Source organism: Thermocrispum agreste DSM 44070, assembly GCF_000427905.1.
Classification (GTDB): domain Bacteria; phylum Actinomycetota; class Actinomycetes; order Mycobacteriales; family Pseudonocardiaceae; genus Thermocrispum; species Thermocrispum agreste.
Genome location: NZ_KE386604.1, coordinates 883106 through 902947, shown reverse-complemented (window position 1 = coordinate 902947; position 19842 = coordinate 883106). Strand labels below are relative to the sequence as shown.

At 69.1% G+C, this 19842-nt stretch carries 21 protein-coding genes; 7 read left to right on the top strand and 14 right to left on the bottom strand.

Features of this window, described 5'->3' with window-relative positions:
• Positions 1 to 179: 179 nt before the first annotated feature.
• Together YWY_RS22915 and YWY_RS22910 are read left to right on the top strand one after the other, a co-directional pair.
• Positions 180 to 1808, top strand: a complete 1629-nt coding sequence (locus tag YWY_RS22915) for a DEAD/DEAH box helicase (RefSeq protein ID WP_156899375.1) — start codon at positions 180 to 182, stop codon at positions 1806 to 1808.
• Positions 1809 to 1811: 3 nt separating this feature from the next.
• Positions 1812 to 3182, top strand: a complete 1371-nt coding sequence (locus YWY_RS22910) for an Rv3212 family protein (protein WP_051310428.1) — start codon at positions 1812 to 1814, stop codon at positions 3180 to 3182.
• 55 nt (positions 3183 to 3237) lie between these two features.
• Here YWY_RS22910 and YWY_RS0119105 read toward each other — a convergent pair whose 3' ends face one another.
• The 5 genes from YWY_RS0119105 to YWY_RS24325 form a co-directional block, all read right to left on the bottom strand.
• On the bottom strand, positions 3238 to 3549 hold the full coding sequence (locus YWY_RS0119105) for a hypothetical protein (protein WP_051310427.1): 312 nt from the start codon (positions 3547 to 3549) through the stop codon (positions 3238 to 3240).
• A 51-nt stretch (positions 3550 to 3600) separates the two neighbouring features.
• On the bottom strand, positions 3601 to 4215 hold the full coding sequence (locus tag YWY_RS0119100; protein WP_028848933.1) for a MarC family protein: 615 nt from the start codon (positions 4213 to 4215) through the stop codon (positions 3601 to 3603).
• A 3-nt stretch (positions 4216 to 4218) separates the two neighbouring features.
• Positions 4219 to 5079, bottom strand: a complete 861-nt coding sequence (locus YWY_RS0119095; protein WP_028848932.1) for a PHP domain-containing protein — start codon at positions 5077 to 5079, stop codon at positions 4219 to 4221.
• A gap of 72 nt (positions 5080 to 5151) precedes the next feature.
• Positions 5152 to 5709, bottom strand: coding sequence for a PH domain-containing protein (locus YWY_RS0119090; RefSeq protein ID WP_028848931.1), 558 nt, complete (start codon positions 5707 to 5709; stop codon positions 5152 to 5154).
• A 23-nt stretch (positions 5710 to 5732) separates the two neighbouring features.
• Positions 5733 to 5873: a hypothetical protein gene (locus YWY_RS24325; RefSeq protein ID WP_169725256.1), complete on the bottom strand. Its 141-nt coding sequence runs from the start codon at positions 5871 to 5873 to the stop codon at positions 5733 to 5735.
• A gap of 162 nt (positions 5874 to 6035) precedes the next feature.
• On the opposite strand from YWY_RS24325, the gene YWY_RS0119080 reads away from it, so the two are divergent.
• Positions 6036 to 6443: an NUDIX hydrolase gene (locus YWY_RS0119080; RefSeq protein WP_028848930.1), complete on the top strand. Its 408-nt coding sequence runs from the start codon at positions 6036 to 6038 to the stop codon at positions 6441 to 6443.
• A gap of 655 nt (positions 6444 to 7098) precedes the next feature.
• Here YWY_RS0119080 and YWY_RS0119075 read toward each other — a convergent pair.
• Both YWY_RS0119075 and YWY_RS0119070 read right to left on the bottom strand, forming a co-directional pair.
• Positions 7099 to 8193, bottom strand: a complete 1095-nt coding sequence (locus YWY_RS0119075) for a DUF2332 domain-containing protein (RefSeq protein WP_028848929.1) — start codon at positions 8191 to 8193, stop codon at positions 7099 to 7101.
• A complete protein-coding gene (locus tag YWY_RS0119070) occupies positions 8186 to 8689 on the bottom strand; it encodes a MaoC family dehydratase (protein WP_028848928.1) in 504 nt (167 codons plus the stop codon). Before YWY_RS0119070 ends, YWY_RS0119075 begins: the two co-directional genes overlap by 8 nt.
• 210 nt (positions 8690 to 8899) lie before the next feature.
• Between YWY_RS0119070 and YWY_RS0119065 the strand changes: the two genes are divergently transcribed.
• The 4 genes from YWY_RS0119065 to YWY_RS23460 all read left to right on the top strand — a co-directional run bounded on the left by YWY_RS0119065 (position 8900) and on the right by YWY_RS23460 (position 11910).
• Positions 8900 to 9985, top strand: a complete 1086-nt coding sequence (locus YWY_RS0119065; protein WP_028848927.1) for a magnesium and cobalt transport protein CorA — start codon at positions 8900 to 8902, stop codon at positions 9983 to 9985.
• Positions 9986 to 10005: 20 nt separating this feature from the next.
• Positions 10006 to 10662 carry a metallophosphoesterase family protein gene (locus YWY_RS22905; RefSeq protein WP_038045554.1) on the top strand — a complete coding sequence of 219 codons (657 nt, stop codon included), beginning with the start codon at positions 10006 to 10008 and terminating at the stop codon, positions 10660 to 10662.
• Positions 10659 to 11498: a ParB N-terminal domain-containing protein gene (locus tag YWY_RS0119055; RefSeq protein WP_028848926.1), complete on the top strand. Its 840-nt coding sequence runs from the start codon at positions 10659 to 10661 to the stop codon at positions 11496 to 11498. Before YWY_RS22905 ends, YWY_RS0119055 begins: the two co-directional genes overlap by 4 nt.
• A gap of 217 nt (positions 11499 to 11715) precedes the next feature.
• A complete protein-coding gene (locus YWY_RS23460; protein WP_028848925.1) occupies positions 11716 to 11910 on the top strand; it encodes a hypothetical protein in 195 nt (64 codons plus the stop codon).
• A 398-nt stretch (positions 11911 to 12308) separates the two neighbouring features.
• Here the strand turns inward: YWY_RS23460 and YWY_RS0119045 are convergent, their stop codons facing one another.
• From YWY_RS0119045 to YWY_RS22890, 7 genes are all read right to left on the bottom strand, one after another.
• A complete protein-coding gene (locus YWY_RS0119045; RefSeq protein WP_028848924.1) occupies positions 12309 to 13487 on the bottom strand; it encodes an ABC transporter ATP-binding protein in 1179 nt (392 codons plus the stop codon).
• 3 nt (positions 13488 to 13490) lie between these two features.
• Positions 13491 to 14336 (bottom strand): carbohydrate ABC transporter permease, encoded by an 846-nt coding sequence (locus YWY_RS0119040; protein WP_028848923.1) that lies wholly within the window; start codon positions 14334 to 14336, stop codon positions 13491 to 13493.
• 1 nt (position 14337) lies between these two features.
• Positions 14338 to 15324, bottom strand: a complete 987-nt coding sequence (locus YWY_RS0119035; protein WP_028848922.1) for a carbohydrate ABC transporter permease — start codon at positions 15322 to 15324, stop codon at positions 14338 to 14340.
• Positions 15321 to 16592 (bottom strand): ABC transporter substrate-binding protein, encoded by a 1272-nt coding sequence (locus YWY_RS0119030; RefSeq protein WP_051310426.1) that lies wholly within the window; start codon positions 16590 to 16592, stop codon positions 15321 to 15323. Before YWY_RS0119030 ends, YWY_RS0119035 begins: the two co-directional genes overlap by 4 nt.
• A gap of 291 nt (positions 16593 to 16883) precedes the next feature.
• On the bottom strand, positions 16884 to 17429 hold the full coding sequence (locus YWY_RS22895; RefSeq protein WP_038045552.1) for a YflT domain-containing protein: 546 nt from the start codon (positions 17427 to 17429) through the stop codon (positions 16884 to 16886).
• A gap of 141 nt (positions 17430 to 17570) precedes the next feature.
• Complete coding sequence (locus tag YWY_RS0119020) at positions 17571 to 18764, bottom strand: acyl-CoA dehydrogenase family protein (RefSeq protein ID WP_028848920.1); 1194 nt, start codon at positions 18762 to 18764, stop codon at positions 17571 to 17573.
• Positions 18765 to 19013: 249 nt separating this feature from the next.
• Entirely contained in the window at positions 19014 to 19841 is an 828-nt protein-coding gene (locus tag YWY_RS22890) for a slipin family protein (protein ID WP_038045549.1), read from the bottom strand.
• Position 19842: the final 1 nt, after the last annotated feature.

The following is a 19842-nucleotide window of genomic DNA, read 5'->3' as shown; positions in this document are numbered from 1 at the left end:
ATATCGCATCACGCGCGCCACCACCTGTTCGTGGGCGTGCGGTTTCGCGGAACATCGAGCGATATCGAGGCACTGTGCGTGCACGCGAGCCGATGCCGGTCGTGTCCCGATCGGCACATTGGGGATTCCCACCGTCAGCTGTGCGCGCTGGAACATCGAGAGAGGCGATCACGCTGACCATGACGAACACGCCTGGCGAGCGATCCGAACAGCCGGATGCCCCCGGGCCCACCGACCCCGTCACGCTGGAGCACAGCGAGGCCGGTGTCGACGAGAGCGATACTTCCCATCCGCTGCGTGCCGGCGCCCCGGTGCGGCCCGAGGCACCGAAATTCAGCGAGTTCGACATCAAGCCGGAAATCGTCCGGGCGCTGAAAGAAGCGGGCATCGAGCGCACGTTCGCCATTCAGGAATTGACCCTGCCGCTGGCACTGGCCGGCGAGGACGTCATCGGGCAGGCCCGCACCGGGACCGGCAAGACACTCGGTTTCGGTGTCCCGATCCTCAACCGGCTGACCCTGCCGGGTGACGGCACACCGCAGGCGCTGGTGGTGGTGCCGACCCGCGAGCTGTGCCTGCAGGTCACGCACGACCTGCACGACGCAGGCAAGTACCTCGGCGTCCGCACCCTCGCGGTGTACGGCGGGCGGCCGTACGAGTCGCAGATCAAGGCGCTGAAGAAGGGCGTCGACCTGGTGGTCGGTACCCCGGGACGGCTGCTGGACCTGGCCGAGCAGCGGCACCTGGTGCTGGGCAAGGTGTCCGCGCTGGTGCTCGACGAGGCCGACGAAATGCTCGACCTCGGCTTCCTGCCGGACGTGGAGCGGATTCTGCAGATGGTGCCGGAGCAGCGGCAGACGATGCTGTTCTCGGCCACCATGCCTGGCCCGATCATCACGCTGGCCCGCGCGTTCCTGCACAAGCCGACGCACATCCGTGCCGAGGAGGTCGACCAGGGCGCGGTGCACGAACGCACCGCCCAGTTCGTCTACCGAGCGCACGCGCTGGACAAGCCGGAGCTGATCGCGCGGGTGCTGCAGGCCAAGGACCGTGGGCTGACCATGATCTTCACCCGGACCAAGCGCACCGCGCAGAAGCTCGCCGACGACCTCACCGAGCGCGGCTTCGCCGCCGGTGCGGTGCACGGCGACCTCGGCCAGTCGGCCAGGGAGCAGGCGCTGCGCGCGTTCCGGTCGGGCAAGATCGACGTCCTGGTGGCCACCGACGTGGCGGCCCGTGGCATCGACGTCGACGACGTCACCCACGTGATCAACTACCAGTGCCCGGAGGACGAGAAGACCTACATCCACCGCATCGGCCGTACCGGCCGGGCGGGCAAGGCCGGTGTCGCGGTGACGCTGGTGGACTGGGACGAGGAGCAGCGCTGGCGGCTCATCTCCGACACGCTCGGCCTGGGCATCCCGGAGCCGGTGGAGACGTATTCGACGTCCGACCACCTGTACACCGACCTGGGCATCCCGCGGGAGGCGACCGGGCGGTTGCCGCTGGCCAAGCGCACCCGCGCCGGGCTGGCCGCGGAGGAGGCCGAGGACTTCGGCGGCAAGCGCGCTGGTGGCCCGCGGTCGCAGTCGCCGGGCAAGCGGCGCTCGCGCAAGCGCACCCGTAGCGGCCGCTCGGCATCGGCAGGCAAGCAGCAGGCCGACACGGCGGCGGGCCAGGCTCAGACGGCGCCGGAAGCGCGCTCGGACGAGCCGGCCAGCTCGGCGCCGGGCAAACCGTCCGGCACGCGCCGCCGCCGGCGTCGCCGCCGCAGCAGCGCTACCACGTCAGCAGGCGGAGACGCCTGACTCGTGCCCGGTTCGCGCGAGCCGCACAAGCGGACCGGTACCCGTTCGCCGTGGACACGTCCGCGGGACAGGATCGCCGCGGCGATCATCGTCGTACTCGTCGTGGTCGTCGGAGCGGTGGTGTGGGCGCAGAGCGACAGCAGGGCCACCAGCCGCTCCACGGCGCGGCCGGTGCCTGCGCTTCCCGAGCCGGCGCAGCCGCCGGAACGGCTGACCGAGGCGTGGCGGGCCCCCAGCCCGGCCACCGTGGTCCCGGTCGCCCACGGTTCGACGGTCGTCACCGCTGCCGACGGCGAAGTCACTGGGCGGGACGCCGAAACCGGGCGCGAGCGCTGGCATTACGCGCGTGACCTCCCGCTGTGCACGGTCGCCGAAGCCTGGGGCAGTGTCGTCGTCGTGCACAGCAAGTCGGCCGGGTGCAGCGAGGTGTCCCGGTTCGACATCACCACCGGCAGGCTGCGAGCCCAACGCAACGGCGACGCCGAGTTCGGCACTCGCCTGCTCAGCGACGGAACACACGTGCTGGCCACCGGCCGGAAGCTGCTCAACGTCTGGAGCAGGGAGCTGATCCGGACGATGGAGTACGGGCGGGTGCCGACACCGGTGGAGCCGAACCGGCAGCATCCGCCCGGCTGCACCGCCACCAGCGAGTCCGGTGGCGGGCAGGTGGAGACGTCGCCGCCGCCGGAGCAGGAGCGGCGATGCACACCCGATCCGGCCCGCCCGCCCCGCGCCGACTGCGTGCTGAACTCCATGACCCTGGCCGTGGGCAAGATCGCCGTCACCGAGCGCTGCGCGGGTGACCGGGCCGACTGGCTGACCGTCATCGGCACGACCAACGAGAAGGACGGCGAGAACAGGACCGACGAGCCCAAGGTGCTGCTGTCGGCCAAACTGCCCGGGCCGGACGGCCGCGTGGTCGCGGTGGCGCGGGACGACGAGCCCCGTGCCGCCGTCGTCCTGCCGCACTCGCGTCAGATGCTGATCTACGCCAAGCCGGGCAAGCTGGTGCACCAGTACCGCCTGACCATGCCGGCGGACGAGCTGCTGGCCGCGCACGACGCGGGGACGCCCCGGACCACCAACGGGGTCTCGTCGGTGTTGTGGGACACCGGGTCGGCGACTCTCGCGCTGGACGCCACGACATTGCAGCCCCGGTGGACACTGCCGGACACCCGCGGCACGGGGGTGCTGTGGGCGGGCAGCGTCGTCGTGCCGATCGACGGCGGTGTCGCCGTCATCGACGAGCGAACCGGCGTGGCGTCCAACACGATCGCCGTCGACCGAGGCGACTACCAAGGGCCGGTGCGGCTGGGACGGGTCGGTCCGGTGCTGCTCGAGCAGCGCGGCGACACGCTGGTTGCGTTCCGGTGATGCATCGGCCAGCCTTGACGCGCGGCCGCACCCGCTCGCGTACCGGGTGATCCGCTCAGGTGAGCCAGTAGAACCACAGCACGGCGGCCACGACGGCCACGACCACCGCCAACGCCGCCGCGACGATCCGCCCTCGCTGACGATCCGCCACCACCGCGGCAACCAGGGCGGCGAACGAGGCGACCGCGTGGCCCGTGATCGTGCCCGCACCCGGCCCATCCAGGCCGTTGGCCTCGGTCACCCACTCCGCCACCACCAGCACCGCGGTCAGGGCGACCAGGCCGGCGGCCAATGACCCGGTGAGAAATCGCGCGACGCCGGCGGCATCCCGGCGCGGCCTGCTCACCACCACCTCATCCGCCCTCATACCCGTCAGGCTAGTCTCAGCCGGAGCGCTGCCCCCGCGTGCGGTCGGTGATCAGCCACCGGCGATGAACCCGCGGATCGACTCGGCGACCAGTTGCACGGCGATGGCGGCCAGCAGCAGACCGGCGATCTTGGCCAGCAGGGTGATGCCGCTTTCCCGCAGCAGCTTGATCAGGCCACCGGCGAACCGCAGGCACAGGAACAGCCCGACGTGGACCAGCAGGATGGCCGCGGCCAGCGCCAGGTAGGCACCCAGGTGGCCCTCCGCCTCGCGGACGAACACGATGGTCGCCGCAATGGCGCCCGGACCGGCCAGCAGCGGCGTGCCCAGCGGCACCAGCGCCACGTTCACGTCGTCGGCCGGACGCGGCTGGGCGCTTTCCCGGCCGGTCAGCAGGTCCAGCGCGATCAGCAGCAACAGCAGGCCGCCTGCGCCCTGCAACGCGGGGATGCCGATGCCCAGATAGGCCAGGATGGCCTGCCCGGCCACCGCGAACAGCGTGATGACCAGCAGCGAGATCAGCACCGCCTGACGCGCCGCCTTGGCCCGTGCCGCCGGGGGCTTGCGGCCGGTCAGGCTGAGGAACACCGGCACCGTGCCCGGCGGGTCCATGATGACCAGCAGGGTGATCAGCGCGGACGTGAAAACCTCGAGATCGAAGTACACGACTCAGCCTCTCACCGGAGGGCGGCCGGTCGCACGCGCAACGAGCTGCTCGTACACCTCCGGGTCGGTGGTCTCCGCGCCGATCGGCGTCGGCTTGTTCGCGCCGTGGTAGTCGCTCGACCCGGTGGTCAGCAGGCCCAGCTCCGCCGCCAGCCCGCGCAGGCGCTGTCTGGTGGCCGGATCGTGGTCGGGATGATCCACCTCGATCCCGGTCAGGCCGGCCGCCGCCAGCTCGGCGATGACGTCCTCCCCGACCGTCGGGCCGCGCGAGTAGGCCCACGGATGGGCCAGCACGGTCACCCCGCCGGCTTCGGCGATCATCGCGACGGCTCGCCTCACCGGGGTGTCCGCCCGCCGCACGTAGTACCGGCCCCGGCTGCCCAGGTACTTGTCGAACGCCTCGCTCACCGAACTCACCAAGCCCGCCTCGATCAGCGCCCTGGCCAGGTGCGGCCGACCCGCGGAGCCGTCGGCGGGCAGCGACGCCAGCACCGCCTCCGGATCGATCGGGAGGCCGTCCGCGGCCATGCGCTCGGCCATCCGGCGCAGCCGCTCCCGCCGCTCCGCCCGGAGCCGTCGCTGTTCGGCGACCAGCGCCTGCGCGTCCGGATCGAACAGGTACGCCAGCAGGTGCACGCTGATCGGCCAGCCCTGCTCCGAAGTGCTGACGCAGGACAACTCGGCTCCCCGGATCAACGTCATGCCGGACGGCAGCGCGTCGACCGCCTCCTGCCACCCGGCCGTGGTGTCGTGATCGGTGATGGCCAGGACGTCCAGGCCCGCCGCGGCCGCCGCCTGGATCAGCTCACGCGGCGTGTCCGTGCCGTCCGACAGCACGGTGTGGGTGTGGAGATCGATGCGCACCTGTCGAGTGTGCCCGACCGGCCAGGGCGGCGCCGATGCAGGTGGCGGCCGGTGTGCGGCGGGACGGCTGGGTCAGCCGACCGGGCGCTTGCCCTTCGCCGCGCGCTGCGCCTTCATCATCGAGAACCGCTGGGCCTGGGCCTTCTTGTCGCCGAAGACCAGCTCGGAGATCGAGTCGTAGAACTCCTCGGGATGCGGGATGAAGTCGATGTTGTTCAGCGCCTGGATCTGACCGGCCGACTCGACGATCACCGTGCCGTAGCCGAGGATGCGGCCGATGAACGGCCGCTCGTAGGTCAGGTCGGTGACCTTGCTGATGGGCATCATCAGCACCTTGGTGGTGAAGATGCCGCGGGTGAGCACGAAGCGCTTGTCGGTGACCACCAGGGTCTCCACCCACCACTCCATGACCTTCCACGCGAACCGGAGCACCACCGCCAGCGCGACGTACCACAGCGCGCTCTGGATCAGCTCCGACGGCGGGAGCAGGTAGGACACCATGATGGTGATCGCCAGCAGCGCGGCGCTTTCGAACGTGTCCCACAGCAGGACCGCCCAATGCCGGCGAACGCGGATGACCCGTCGCTCGGTGTCGAGCAGGTACTCGTCCGGATCCCGGGGAGCCAGCAGCATGGTGAAGCGCGTGCCCTGCGTCAGCCGTTGACGACGTTGCTGACGAACGCGATCAACGACTCAGCCGCGTCCTGCAGCATGCCCAGGATGTTGTGCACCATGGCCGCGGACTGACCGGGCTGCGAAATCACGAAGAACAGCACCAGCAGGATCCCGGTCACAGCAGCTATTTTCTTCGCGTTCACTGGCGATCAGATCCCGTCTACTCGTCGCTCACGTCACCGGTTCGTTCATACCGCACCAGGTGCGGTATTCCGCAAGGGAAGTCCCGCAGACGGGCCAGCCCCGCCGGACATGCTACCGCTTCACTACTCTCTGTGGCTATGGCCGCGAAAAAGCCCACAGTGCGTTGCGTCGGCGCGGTGGTGCACGACGCGCGCGGCAGGCTGCTGATGATCAAGCGCGGCCACCCGCCGTCGCCGGGAAAGTGGTCCCTGCCTGGGGGAAGGGTCGAGGCCGGGGAGTCCGACGCCGCCGCGGTGGCCCGTGAGCTGCGCGAAGAGACCGGTTTGGAGGTGACTTGCGGCGCGCTGGCCGGCGTCGTGGTGCGCGGCGAATTCGAGATCCACGACTACTTCTGTTCGGTCATCGGCGGACTGCTCCGCCCGGGTGATGATGCCGCCGATGTTCGCTGGGTCACAGCCGAGGAATACACCCGGTTCGAGCAGGAGGGCGCTCTGGTGGAGCAACTGACCGACACCCTCCGTGGTTGGAATGCCCTTCCCCGCTGACGCGAGAGCCATCCCACAGCGAGAAATGCCCGACCGGGCATGTCCGGCGGCGGAACGGACCCCACAATTTCATCCGGCCGGGGATACCCCGTTCAGGTCAGGTCACCCCCCGGGAACGGTCCTTCCAGTGCGGGCATGCTGCGCCACGGGCCGCTGCTCGGCAGGTCACCCCGGGCGCGATGTTTCCAGGCCGTGGCGGTTGGCCGGCGAGCCGAAGGAGACGGACGGCCCGGACCGCCGCCGATGGTCGCCAGGAGCCGGGCAATCCGCCCTGCCTGCCGCCCCCGGCGGTCGATGCGAGCCGAGAAGGCCTCCGGCCGGCCCCGGCGATCGATGCGAGCCCAGACGGCCTCGCCGGTCCGCGCAGGCAGACGACACGAACGAGCACACCACCACTGGGCATCCCCCATCCACACGAGCCGAGGAGCGGCCAGCCCCGGGCCACGCTCGGTGCTCGATCCGAGCCGGGGAGACCACCTTGCGAACGGCGGTGCGCCGAGGAAGCCGGCGCTTCGGGCGCGAACTGAGCCGACGGACCTGCCGAGCCAACTTGCGACGAAGACCGAAGCCCTTCACCCCACACGACCCGAGCCGACGGGCCCGCCGAGCCACCCCGCGACGGTCAAGTCACGCCGGAAAGATGCCCCGGCCCCGGTCAGCCCAGCCAGGTCATTCGCTTGCCGTGGTGCGCGTGCTGGGCGAGCACCCGCCCACGCGGCTGCCCGTCCACCCACTCGGTCACCGCCAACGTGCTCAGCCCGCTGGCGCGGTAGCTCAGCTCGTCCCGGCCGGGCACGACCAGGTCGATGCCGCTCTCGTACGGGCCGCTGGCCACCCACCACAGCGGACGCTGCCGCGCCAGCTCGGTCAGCGTCGCGACGAACTGCTCGCGGCGCGGCCGCTCGAGGTAGGTGGTGGCGTGGCTGGTCAGCACCACCAGCGGCAGGTCCCCGGGCAGCCTGCCTGCCGCCGCGGACAGGTCGTCCACCGCGTCACCGGTCATCAGCTCGGGCGGATCCCGGCGCTGCACGGCGGCCGCGGTGTGCAGCAGCCGCACCCGTTCCAGCTGATCCGGCCACACGCATGCCTCCAGCCAGGCGAACTGCTCCTCGTCGGCGAGGTCGACCGGGGCCTGGTCCAGCCCCAGCCGGGCGCCGACGGCCAGCTTCTTCGGCGGCTGGGTGAACCCGTCACCGTCGACCGCGCAGCTCAGGCTCAACGCCGCCTTGGCCGGTCCGGCGGTGAACTTGTCCGCCCGGAACGAGTACTCGTACCGGTAGCGGTCCAACCCCAGCAGCAGCCCCGCGCTGGTGCCCACCTCCAGCAGCGCGATCGGCGAGCGCGCCCGCTTCGCGACCGCGGCGACGGCCGGATACAGCAGCGCCGACCGCTGCACCTCGTTGGTCTGGGTGAACCGGGTCGCGCACAGCCGACGCACCTCGTCGGCCCGTTCCAGCACGAAGGACCGGAACAACGGCCACGTCCGGTCGTCGACCCCGTCGAAACCCCCCATCGTCGGGTAGTACCGGCTGAGCGGGTGCACCGGCGCGGCCGCCAGGAGCCGGTGCACCGCCGCCAGCAGCAGCGTCGGCCGCGCGTGGTTGAGCGGCGCGGCCAGCAACAAGCCCGCCACCTCGTCGTCCTCGGCGGCCTGGCCCGCCAAGTGCGCGTACAGCGGCGAGGTCTGCGCCTCGGCCTCGGCGAACGTGCGCAGCCGCTGCCGGACGACCGCGAGCGGGTCGTCAGTCACGAGGTTCCGGCCTCCCCGGCTGCTCCCCACCGCGCGCTTCGCCGTACGACCGCTTCGGCACCATCACCTTCCGGCGGAACACGCACACCACCGTGCCGTCCTGCTTGTAGCCGCGGGTCTCCACGTACACCACGCCACGGTCGTCCTTCGACTTCGACGGCGTCTTGTCCAGCACCTCGGTCTCGCCGTAGATGGTGTCGCCGTGGAAGGTCGGGGCCACGTGCCGCAGCGATTCCACCTCGAGGTTGGCGATGGCCTTGCCGGAGACGTCGGGCACGGACATCCCCAGCAGCAGCGAGTAGATGTAGTTGCCGACCACCACGTTCTTGCCGAAGTCGGTGGTGTTCTCCGCGTAGTGGGCGTCCATGTGCAGCGGATGGTGGTTCATGGTGAGCAGGCAGAACAGGTGATCGTCGTACTCGGTCACCGTCTTGCCCGGCCAGTGCTTGTAGACGTCACCGACCTCGAACTCTTCGTAGTAGCGCCCGAACTGCACTGTTTCGGCCTCCTCATCGGGGGAAATGAGCACGCAGTACCACTGTTGGAGTACCCTCGATCATTGGTGCTTGTTGGTCAACGAGAGCCTCGACACGCTCGACCGGCCCACCCAGGAGGAGCCACGAACGCGAGGAGGTGAGGAACCCGTGAGTACTGGCGATAGTCCCGTGCCGCAAAGCCAGTCCCTTCTACCTGGCAGGAGTTCCTCATGCCCGCGATTCCTTCGCTCAGCGCGTTGCGTTCCCGCGCCAGGACCGTCCACGGCCCAGTGAAGCCGCGTGCCACCTCGCCACTCGACTCGTGCATCGTCGACTGCGCGGTCTACGTCGACGGGCGGCGAAAGCCCGGGCGGTGGACGCACACCGACGCGATCGCGGAGGTGCGCGCCACCGGAGAGGGCTTCGTCTGGCTCGGGCTGTACGAACCCGCCGAAGAGCAGATGGCCGCCATCGCCCGCACGTTCGAGCTGCACGAGCTGGCGGTGGAGGACGCGGTCCAGGCGCATCAGCGTCCCAAGCTGGACCGGTACGAGGACACCCTGTTCATGGTGTTCAAGACGGTCCGCTACGTCGAGCACTCGTCACCGACCACGGCGAACGAGATCGTGGCCACCGGTGAGCTGATGGCGTTCCTGGGCAAGGACTTCATCATCACCGTCCGGCACGGCGAACACGCCGAGCTCGGTCAGGTGCGCAAGCAACTGGAGGACGACCCGGAGCAACTGGCGCTCGGGCCGTCCGCGGTGCTGCACGCCATCGCCGACCACGTGGTGGACGACTACATGACCGTCACCGACGGTCTGGCCGAGGACGTGGACACCCTGGAGACCGAGGTGTTCGCCCCGGACTCGCTGGTCACCGCCGAGCAGATCTACTTCATGAAGCGCGAAGTGCTCGAGCTGCGCCGGGCGGTGCTGCCGCTGGCCACACCGCTGCGCAGGCTGGCCCAGGGCTACAGCAAGCTGGTGCCGGACCAGGTGCGGTCGTACTTCAGCGACGTCGACGACCACCTGACCACGGTCTCGGAGCGGGTGGCCGGATTCGACGAGATGCTCACCACGCTGGTGGACGCCACCTTGGCCAAGATCACGCTGCAGCAGAACACCGACATGCGCAAGATCACCGCGTGGGCAGCCATCATCGCGGTGCCGACCGCCATCGCGGGGATCTACGGGATGAACTTCGACTTCATGCCGGAGACCCACTGGCGGTACGGCTATCCGGCGGTGCTGTTGCTCATCGCCGTGGTCTGTCTGACCCTGTACTTCCGGCTCAGACGCAACCGCTGGCTGTGAGGGCCCCGTAACCTGGCGGTATGGCACGGGCATTGGTGGTCGCCGACGAGGTCGACCACGCACTCTGGTCGGACGTCGGCCGCGTCGGTTCAGTCGACCTGCTGCTGTCCGCCGGGGATCTGCCGTTCGACTACCTGGAGTTCCTGGTCGACGCGCTGGAGGTGCCTGCCGTCATGGTGCCCGGCAACCACGACCGGGAGCTCGGCGGCTACACGCTGCACGCCGGGCTGAGCGTGCGCGCCGGCTTCCCCGAGCGCTGGCCGGGCCCGCGCGGCTGGGCCAACGCCGACACCAGGGTGGTCACCGCGGCCGGGTTGCGGATCGCCGGGCTCGGCGGGTCGGTGCGCTATTCCGGCGGCCCGAACCAGTGGACCCAGCAGCAGGCCGCCCGGCGGGCGCGGCGGCTGGTCCGGCGGGCCAGGGGGCCGGTGGACGTGCTGCTCACCCACAGCCCGCCCCGTGGCGTCGGGGACGGCGACGACGACCCGCACCAGGGGTTCGACTGCCTGCACGACGTCGTCCGCCGGCTGCGCCCGCGCTGGCTGCTGCACGGCCACATCCACCCTTACGGCCAGCGCGTCGAAGACCACATACTCGGCACGACGACCGTGCGCAACGTCGTCGGCAGTCACATCATCGATCTCGAACCAGCTGAGCACTCCGCGGAGATCTCATGAGCAGGACCACCGGCTTCCCGAAGGCCGATGCCGAGAACGACTTCCTGCGCGCCCGCCGCAAGCAGGTGCGTGCCGCGCTGGCCGCGTGGCTGCGCCGCGAGCCGGACGACGTCAACGTGATGCTGCCGTTCGACGAGGTGGTCGAGGCGCTCGGACGCAAGGGGGAACGCCGCCTCGGGCTGCGTGTCATCCGGCTGGAAAGCATCGTCGGCAGCGTGGACCGCACCCGCGACTTCGACCGCTGGTTCCGGCCGACCAGCAGCCGGGTGCGCGCCCGCTGGGAGCGGCTGGCCGCGGCGCACCGGCGCGGTGAGCCGATCCCGCCGATCGAGGTCTACCGGGTCGGCGAGCTGCACTTCGTCAGCGACGGTCACCACCGCGTGTCGGTGGCGTGCGCGCTGGGGTTGAAGGAGATCGAGGCGTACGTCACCGAGGTGGAGACGGTGCTGGACGCCGACGGCATCCGCTACCGCGGCGACCTGATCGTCAAGGACTACCACCGCATCTTCGCCGAGCGCGTGCCGCTGATCCCGGAAGCCCGCGCGGACATGAAGCTGTCCGACCCGGCTCAGTACGCCGAGCTGGGCGAAGCGGTCGAGGCGTGGGGTTTCCGGCTGATGCAGGACGAAGGCCAGTTGCTGGACCGGGAGACGGTGGCCAACCGCTGGTACGCGGAGGAGTATCTGCCCGCCGTACGGCTGCTGCGGGACGCGGACCTGATCGGTGACATGACCGACACCGAGGCGTACCTGGCCATGGCGTCCAAGCGCTACCGGCTGATGCGCACCCACCGCTGGGACGACGAGGTCATCGAGACACTGCTCACCAAGGACTGACCGGACCAGCGGCCACCGGGCGGTGCATCCGGCCGGGCGCCGAGCGCTGCCGGAGCCGGCGCACGGCGCGCAGCGTTGCCGGGTTGCCCTACCGGCGATGGTATGCGCAGTACCTGGACTTCTACGGGATCGTCGGCAAAGCGCGCGCCAAACGGACCTACGACGCCTACGTCCACCTGCCGGTCGAGTTCCCCGCAAGTCCGACGGGCACCGGCCGGTGTCCGAGGAGTTCCGCCGATCGTCCGACTCACTGCTCGTCGCCACGCTCGACGAACTAGGCATTCCGTACCGCGTCGTCGGCGGCTCGGTCCGCGAGCGGATCCAACGCATCGTGGACCTCGTCGACCTTCCCCTGGTGATGCCGATCAACCAAGCAGTCACGAGTCCGCGCCACCACTCGCCGCATCGCTGAGGAGACACGACAACGCCTGGCGAACAGGACCTGTTCGACCTGGCAGCGAATCAAGGACTTGGCCCGGTTCTGACGGCTCGGGGATCGGCACCCGGACACGTCACCTCACAGCCACGCACCGGGGCACGACCAGGTGCCGGCAGGCCGCTGAATGGGCCAGCCCGGTGAGCGGCCCGCCGAGGCCACGACACGCCAGGCCCGGCGACATCACTGGTGGGGCTCCGTGGCGCCCGCCGCCGACGATCGCGGCGGGGCCCGGCCCGTCGCCCTGGACATGTGAACGGCAGACAGGCCGCCAAGGCGAGCGGACCGGGCCCTCTTCCGCAAGCAGCGCCGGGCGTGTCAGACCTCCCAAGCAGCGCCGGGCGTGTCAGACCTCCCAAGCAGCTCCGGGCGTGTCAGACCTCCACCAGGTTCTTCCCCGAGGACGGGTCGAACAGCTGCAGCTTGTCGGTGTCGAACCACAGCTCGATCGACTCACCGGCCTTGGCCCTGGTGGCCGCGGACAACCGCGCGGTGAACCCGGTGTCCGACCCGGTGTCGGTGCGGCCGGAGTCTGCGGCCAGCTCGGCCAGCTCGGCGGAATCGATCGAAGTACCCTGGTCGACGGTGAAGTGCGCGTACGCGTCCGAGCCCATCGACTCGAGCACGTCCACCTTTACCGTGATCAGACCGCCGCGCTCGCGCGAGGCGTCGTCCATCAGCGAGGCGTCCTCGAAGTGCTCCGGCCGGATGCCGACGATGACGTCCCGCTGCCCGGACCCGGACTGCACGGCCTGCTTCAGCCGGTCCGGGAGCGGCACCGTGCCCAGCGGGCTGCGCACGCTGCCCTCGGCGATCTGGCCGGGGAAGAAGTTCATCGCCGGAGAACCGATGAAGCCGGCCACGAACAGGTTCGCCGGGTTGTCGTACAGGTACTGCGGCGAGCCGATCTGCTGCACGTGACCGCCGCGCAGCACCACGACCCGGTCGCCCAGCGTCATCGCCTCGGTCTGGTCGTGCGTGACGTACAGCGTCGTGGTGCCCAGCTGCTTCTGCAGCTTCGACACCGACGTGCGCATCTGCACCCGCAGCTTGGCGTCCAGGTTGGACAGCGGCTCGTCCATCAGGAACGCCTTCGGGTTGCGCACGATCGCGCGGCCCATGGCCACCCGCTGCCGCTGACCACCGGACAGATTGGCGGGCTTGCGGTCCAGGTGCGCGGTCAGGTCGAGGATCTCCGCCGCCTCGTTGACCTTCTGGTTGATGGTGGCCTCGTCGACCTTGGCCAGGCGGAGCGGGAACGCCATGTTCTCCCGCACCGTCATGTGCGGGTACAGCGCGTACGACTGGAACACCATGGCGATGTCCCGGTCCTTGGGCGCCTTCTCGTTCATCCGCTCGCCGTCGATGCGCAGCTCACCGCTGGTGATGTCCTCCAGCCCGGCGACCATGTTCAGCGTGGTCGACTTCCCGCAGCCGGACGGGCCGACCAGGATGATGAACTCGCCGTCGGCGATCTCGATGCTGACTTCGGACACCGCGAGGGCGCCGTCCGGGTAACGCTTGGTCACCTTGTCCAGAACGATCTCAGCCATGACTTACCCCTTCACAGCACCCGAGGTCAGCCCCGCAACGATGCGGCGCTGGAAGAACAACACGAACACGATGATCGGAATGGTGATGATGACCGCGGCAGCGGACAGCGAGCCGGTCGGCGTCTCGAACTGCGAGGCCCCGGTGAAGAACGCCAGCGCGGCGGGCACCGTGCGGGCGTTCTCGGTCGAGGTCAGCGAGATGGCGAACAGGAAGTCGTTCCAGCAGAAGATGAACACCAGGATCGCCGTGGTGAACACCCCGGGCGCGGCCAGCGGAGCGATCACCTTCCGGAACGCCTGGCCGGGGGTGGCCCCGTCCATCTTCGCCGCCTTCTCCAGCTCCCAGGGGATCTCCCGGAAGAACGCCGACAGCGTGTAGATCGCCAGCGGCAGCGCGAAGGTGACGAACGGCAGGATCAGGCCCGGCCACGTGTCGAACAGCCCGAGCGCCCGCTCCATCTCGAACAGCGGCGAGATGAGCGAGATCTGCGGGAACATCGCGATGAGCAGCGAGACGCCGACCAGCGCCCGCTTGCCGGGGAACTCCAGCCGGGCGATGGCGTAGGCGGCCATGGTGCCCAGCACCACCGCGATCAGCGTCGCGATCACCGAGATGCCGATCGAGTTGATCAGCGGCCGGATGAACAGGCTGACGTCGGCCGAGAAGATCGTCTCGTAGTGCTCGAAGCTGATGTCGGTCGGGAAGAAGCTCTTGTCCGCCAGCGTCTCCGACGACTTCAGCGACAACGACAGGATCCACAGCACCGGGAAGAGCGCGTAGACGATGACGAAGATGTCGACCAGCGTCCACGCGGTCTTCTTGCCTGCCGGACTCTGCAGGATCGCCATGTCAGCGCCTCCCCTCGGTGTCACTGCCCGGGGCAGCCGTGCCGAACAGCTTGATGAAGACGAACGCGATGATCGCGACCGAGATGAAGATCAGCACCGACATGGTCGCGCCGATGCCCAGGTTCAACCCCTTGATCAGGTTGTTGTAGGTGATCATGGACACCGACGAGGTGTCGTTCTGCCCCTTGGTCAGCACGAAGATGTTGTCGAAGATGCGGAACGCGTCCAGGGTGCGGAACAACAGCGCGACCAGGATGGCGGGCTTCATCACCGGCAGCATCACCTTGGTGAACCGCTGCCAGGCGTTCGCCCCGTCCATCGCCGCCGCCTTCAGCAGGTCGTCCGGCACCAGCGCCAGGCCCGCCATCAGCAGCAACGCCATGAACGGCGTGGTCTTCCACACCTCGGCCAGCACGATGATGAGCAGCGACGGGATGGTCTGGGTCAGCGGCGCGTCGTCCGGCCCGGTGAAGTAGCCGTACACCTGGTCCCAGGCGAAGTACCAGGAGAACGCCGCCACCACGGTGACGATCCCGTACGGGATCAGCGAGACCGTGCGCACCAGGCCGCGGCCGACGAGCGCCCGGTGCATGACCAAAGCCAGCACCATGCCGAGCACCAGCTCGATGGCCACCGATACGACGGTGATCGCCAGCGTCACGCCGAAGGCGGTCCACCAGTAGCCGCTGGACAGCACCGCCACGTAGTTGTCCAGCCCGACGAACTCGGTGTCGTCCGGGAACCGCAGGTCGTAGCGCTGCAGCGACAGCCACAGCGAGTAGATGATCGGCCATGCGGTCACCGCCACCATGACGATCACCGCGGGCGCGCACAGCAGCCAGGCCAGCCTGCGCTCGGCCCGCTTGCCCTCGCTCAGTGCCGACTTGCCGTTCTTCTTGCCGTTACCGCGCTTGGCGTCCTCCGCCGGCTCGGCGACGGCGGTCGAACCAGCGGCCGTCTCGGCCGGGTTGGGCCCTTGTGTCGTCATGGCAGCACCCCTTGCGACTGGACCGCGTTGTTCAGCTCTTCCCGCAGCTCCTCAAGGGTGGCCTGCGGATCGATCGATCCCGGTGGCGACAGGATCTTCGACGTCACCGTGGACAGGTTCTGGTACACCGGGGTCAGCGGCCGGACCGCCGCCGTCTTCAGCGACTTCAGGATGTCGTCGCGCATCGGGTAGGCGTCCACCATCGACTGGCGCTTGCCGCTGGTGTCACCGTCGCACGGCGCGATCGGCTCCTCGTCCTTGTACAGGCTTTCCAGCGTCGGCGGCACACCACCGCAGATCGCCGCGTACTTCTGGTTCTTGGCCTGCCGCAGGCAGCGCGCGGCCTTGAACGCCAGGTCCTTCTTCTCCGAGTAGGCGCTGACCGCGATGTTGAAGCCACCGACGGTCACCCGGCCCGGGTTGTCGCCCACCCCCGGGTACGTGGTCCACGCCAGGTTCTCGAACCGCGGCGACTTCGCGTCCCGCGTCGCCGCGTAGACGAACGGCCAGTTGATCTGGAAGGCGGCCTGGCTGTCGCCGGGCGAGAACGAGTCGACCACCTGCTGTTCTTGCGCGTTGCTCAGCGACGGGCTGTTCAGCCCCTCGTCGACCATCTGTCGCATGATCTCCAGCGCCCGCCTGGCCTTGTCGTCCAGCGTCACCTCGGTGCCGTCGTCACTGAGCACCTGGCCGCCCGCGGAGTTCACCAGGCTGTTGAACGCCACCACCAGGCCCTCGTACTGGGCCCCGGTGTAGAGGATCTGGTACGGCTTGCCCTGCGCCTTCAGATCGCGGGACATCTCGATCATTTCTTCCCACGTCTTCGGCGGCTCCGGCGTGAGCGACTTGTCGTACCAGAGCAGCTGAACGTTGGTGTTCATGGGCGCCGCGTACAGCTTGCCGTCCCATGTCGCGGTCTTGAGCGGCACTTCCAGCGTGTCCTCTTCGACCGACGCCTTGTCCTCGCCCGTCCATTCGGCCAGCCACTTGGCCTCGGCGAACTCGGGGACCCAGGTCACGTCCAGGCCGAGCAGGTCCAGGTCGGTGTCACCCGCCGCGAGCCTGCGCACCATCTGTTCACGCTGTCCGTCGGCGTCTCGTGGCAACTGGCGATGCACGATCTGGTACTCGCCGTTGGCTTCCTCGTTACACGTCGCCACGATGTGCGGCACATACTGCTCCAACGCGTAGTACAGCGTTACGACGTTGTCAGCTTCCGAGCTGCAACCAGCCACCACCCCCGCCGCGGTCAGCAATGACCCGGCCATCGCCGCCGCTCGGGTGCGTGTGCGATCTCGGCGCACCGGTTCCTCCTTCTCCCGTGCCGCACGCAGTGCGACCGGGGCCCGGTAGGGCGGCCCGGGCTCGCACCGCAACGTGCGTCAGATCGGAACCCGGACCGCGTTGCTGGATCGATCCGGGCACAGGGGAACTTATTCCTGGCGATCACCGTCCGCAAGTGTTTCGCAGGAATAGGTAGACGGTCTAGACACGATCGGCACCGAAATTGCGACAACAGGACCAGCGCACGGCACCCGCGGCAAATTCGACGGCAAACCTCAGTCGTTTCGTTCTTCGTCGACGCCTGCCGGGCGATCCCCCGTTCCCAGCGCCAGCTTGGCGAGCAAATCCCGGCCGCGTTCGGCCGACCGCGGCAGGCACAGCACGTCGTACCGGCCCGCCACCAGCTGGCTGGCCGAGGAGAAGTCGCGCTTGCCCTTGGTCATGGCGTAGCTGATGCCCGCGAACACCGTGCCGAACAGCACGCCGGCGCCGAGGCCGACCAGCACCGGGGCGGCGCTCAGGCCCGGCCTGCTGCCGAACGCGCCGAGCAGCAGCCCGACCAGCAGGCCGAACCACGCGCCGGACAGCGCGCCGGTGGTGAGCACCTTGCCCCACGACAGCCGCCCCATGACCCGCTCGACCAGCATCAGGTCGACGCCGACGATGGTCACGTCACCGACCGGGAACCCGTCCGCGGCCAGGTAGTCCACCGCCTGCTGGGCGCCCTGGTAGGTGTCGTAGGAGCCGATCGGCCAGCCGGTCGGCGGCGTGGGCAGCCGAGGCATCCGCGCCCGGTCCCGGCCGGAAGCCTGTTCGCTCATCGCCGCCCCACTCGCTGCTGCCTGGATGCTTCCCACCATCCTGCCGTACCGGCCGAGGAGGTGCGAGCGGTCAGCCGGGTGTCAGCGGTTGCCGCGCACGCCACACCGGCGATCGCGGCCGGGCGGGGCGCTCGGGAGGGGTCAGTGGTTGCGGTACTCGCGCAACAGGCCGCGGCTGATGATGGTCTTCTGGATCTCCGACGTGCCCTCGCCGATCAGCAGGAACGGCGCCTCCCGCATCAGCCGCTCGATCTCGTACTCCTTGGAGTAGCCGTAGCCGCCGTGAATGCGGAACGCCTCCTGGGTGACCTCCATGCAGTACTCCGAGGCGAGCAGCTTGGCCATGCCCGCCTCGACGTCGTTGCGCTGGCCGGAGTCCTTCAGCCGCGCGGCGTTGACCATCATCAGGTGCGCCGCCTCCACCTTGGTGGCCATCTCGGCCAGCTTGAACGCGATCGCCTGGTGCTGCGCGATCGGCTTGCCGAACGTGGTGCGCTCCTGGGCGTACTGGATGGCCAGCTCGAACGCCCGGATGGCGATGCCACAGGCCCGGGCCGCCACGTTCACCCTGCCGACCTCGACACCGTCCATCATGTGCGCGAAGCCCTTGCCCGGCACCCCGCCGAGAATCTTGTCCGCGCCGATCCGGTAGCCGGAGAACACCGCCTCGGTGGTGTCGACGCCCTTGTAGCCCATCTTGTCGATCTTGCCGGGGATGGTCAGGCCCGGCGCCACCTCGCCGAAGCCCTCCGGCTTCTCCACCAGGAACGTGGTGAGGTTCTGGTGCGGCTTCTCCGCGCCTTCGTCGGTGCGGACCAGCAGCGCGATCAGGTTGGACGTGCCGCCGTTGGTCAGCCACATCTTGGTGCCGTCGATGACGTAGTCGTCGCCGTCGCGCTTGGCCCGGGTCTTGATCGCGGCCACGTCGGAGCCGAGGTCGGGCTCGCTCATCGAGAACGAGCCGCGGATCTCCCCGGTGGCCATCTTCGGCAGGAAGTGCTTCTTCTGCTCATCGGTGCCGTGCTGCTTGATCATGTGCGCCACGATGAAGTGCGTGTTGATCACGCCGGACACGCTCATCCACCCGCGCGCGATCTGCTCCACGACCAGCGCATAGGTCAGCAGCGACTCACCCAGCCCGCCGTACTCCTCGGGGATGGTGATGCCGAACAGGCCCATCTCCTTCATGCCTTCGACGATGTCCGCCGGGTAGGTATCGGAGTGCTCCAGTTCCTGCGCGTGCGGGATGATCTCCTTGTCCACGAAGTCCCGGACGGTCGCCAGGATCTCCTGCTGCACGTCGGTCAGGCCGGCGGTCTGGGCGAGACGGGCCATGGCACTCCTTCGGGCTCGAACCTGCTGGGGACAACTCCCGGTTGGTTACCGTGCAGTATCCATCCGTGACCGCGTGCCGAGAAGCCGTCGGCGCGGGTGAGTGACCGGTCTAACGCCTGCCCGCGCAGCCCGAAGCGACGCCGCCGCCTGCGCAACAAGCGTTCGGCAATGGTTATGCATGCGTTACTTTTCCCGGCGTGGCCATTTTCCCCCGACCGCATACCAGCAGTTGGAGCAGGCAATCTTCGTTCATTCGCCCCCGCCGGGAAAATTCGCCCGGACGGCCGCTTCATCACGGTCCGATTTCGTTTCCCCGCCGGGTGTTGCGGTGCGCGCGTCCAGGTATCGCACCAGCTCCACCGGAAATGGCAGCACCAGGGTGGAATTCTTCTCGGCGGCCACCTCGACCACGGTTTCCAGCAGCCGCAGCTGCAGCGCGGCGGGCGTGTCGGCCATCCGGCGCGCGGCCTGCGCCAGCTTCTCCGACGCCTGCAGCTCACCCTCGGCGGCGATCACCCTGCCCCGCCGGTCGCGTTCCGCTTCCGCCTGCCTGGCGATGGCCCGCTTCATGCCTTCGGGCAGGGCGACGTCCTTGATCTCCACTCGGTCGATGTGGATGCCCCAGTCCAGCGCCGGGCTGTCGATCATCAGCTCCAGGCCCTGGTTGAGCCGTTCCCGGTTGGACAGCAGGTCGTCCAGGTCGCTTTCGCCGATGATCCGGCGCAGCGAGGTCTGCGCCACCTGGGACACCGCGAAGCGGTAGTCCTCCACGCTCACCACCGCTCGCACCGGGTCGATCACCTTGAAGTAGACGACCGCGTCCACCCGCACCGTGACGTTGTCCCGGGTGATGCCGTCCTGCGCCGGGATCGGCAACGTGACCACCTGCATGCTGACTTTGCGCATGCGGTCGACGACTGGGACGACGAACCTCAATCCCGGTTCCCGCGGCTCGCGGTGGACCCGGCCGAAGCGGAAGACCAGCCCGCGTTCGTACTGCTGGACGGTGCGCAGGCCAGTGGCGGCCACGCCGGCGAGCACTACGAGGCCGATGAGAACGTACAGGATGACGTCCATC

Coding starts and splice junctions, on each gene's coding strand:
- YWY_RS0119040 (WP_028848923.1), bottom strand. CDS start 14,336: ATGGCGATCCTGCAGAGTCCGGCAGGCAAGAAGACCGCGTGGACGCTG.
- YWY_RS0119105 (WP_051310427.1), bottom strand. CDS start 3,549: ATGAGGGCGGATGAGGTGGTGGTGAGCAGGCCGCGCCGGGATGCCGCC.
- YWY_RS0119080 (WP_028848930.1), top strand. CDS start 6,036: ATGGCCGCGAAAAAGCCCACAGTGCGTTGCGTCGGCGCGGTGGTGCAC.
- YWY_RS0119030 (WP_051310426.1), bottom strand. CDS start 16,592: ATGGCCGGGTCATTGCTGACCGCGGCGGGGGTGGTGGCTGGTTGCAGC.
- YWY_RS22895 (WP_038045552.1), bottom strand. CDS start 17,429: ATGAGCGAACAGGCTTCCGGCCGGGACCGGGCGCGGATGCCTCGGCTG.
- YWY_RS22905 (WP_038045554.1), top strand. CDS start 10,006: ATGGCACGGGCATTGGTGGTCGCCGACGAGGTCGACCACGCACTCTGG.
- YWY_RS0119020 (WP_028848920.1), bottom strand. CDS start 18,764: ATGGCCCGTCTCGCCCAGACCGCCGGCCTGACCGACGTGCAGCAGGAG.
- YWY_RS22915 (WP_156899375.1), top strand. CDS start 180: ATGACGAACACGCCTGGCGAGCGATCCGAACAGCCGGATGCCCCCGGG.
- YWY_RS0119035 (WP_028848922.1), bottom strand. CDS start 15,324: ATGACGACACAAGGGCCCAACCCGGCCGAGACGGCCGCTGGTTCGACC.
- YWY_RS0119065 (WP_028848927.1), top strand. CDS start 8,900: ATGCCCGCGATTCCTTCGCTCAGCGCGTTGCGTTCCCGCGCCAGGACC.
- YWY_RS22890 (WP_038045549.1), bottom strand. CDS start 19,841: ATGGACGTCATCCTGTACGTTCTCATCGGCCTCGTAGTGCTCGCCGGC.
- YWY_RS0119045 (WP_028848924.1), bottom strand. CDS start 13,487: ATGGCTGAGATCGTTCTGGACAAGGTGACCAAGCGTTACCCGGACGGC.
- YWY_RS0119055 (WP_028848926.1), top strand. CDS start 10,659: ATGAGCAGGACCACCGGCTTCCCGAAGGCCGATGCCGAGAACGACTTC.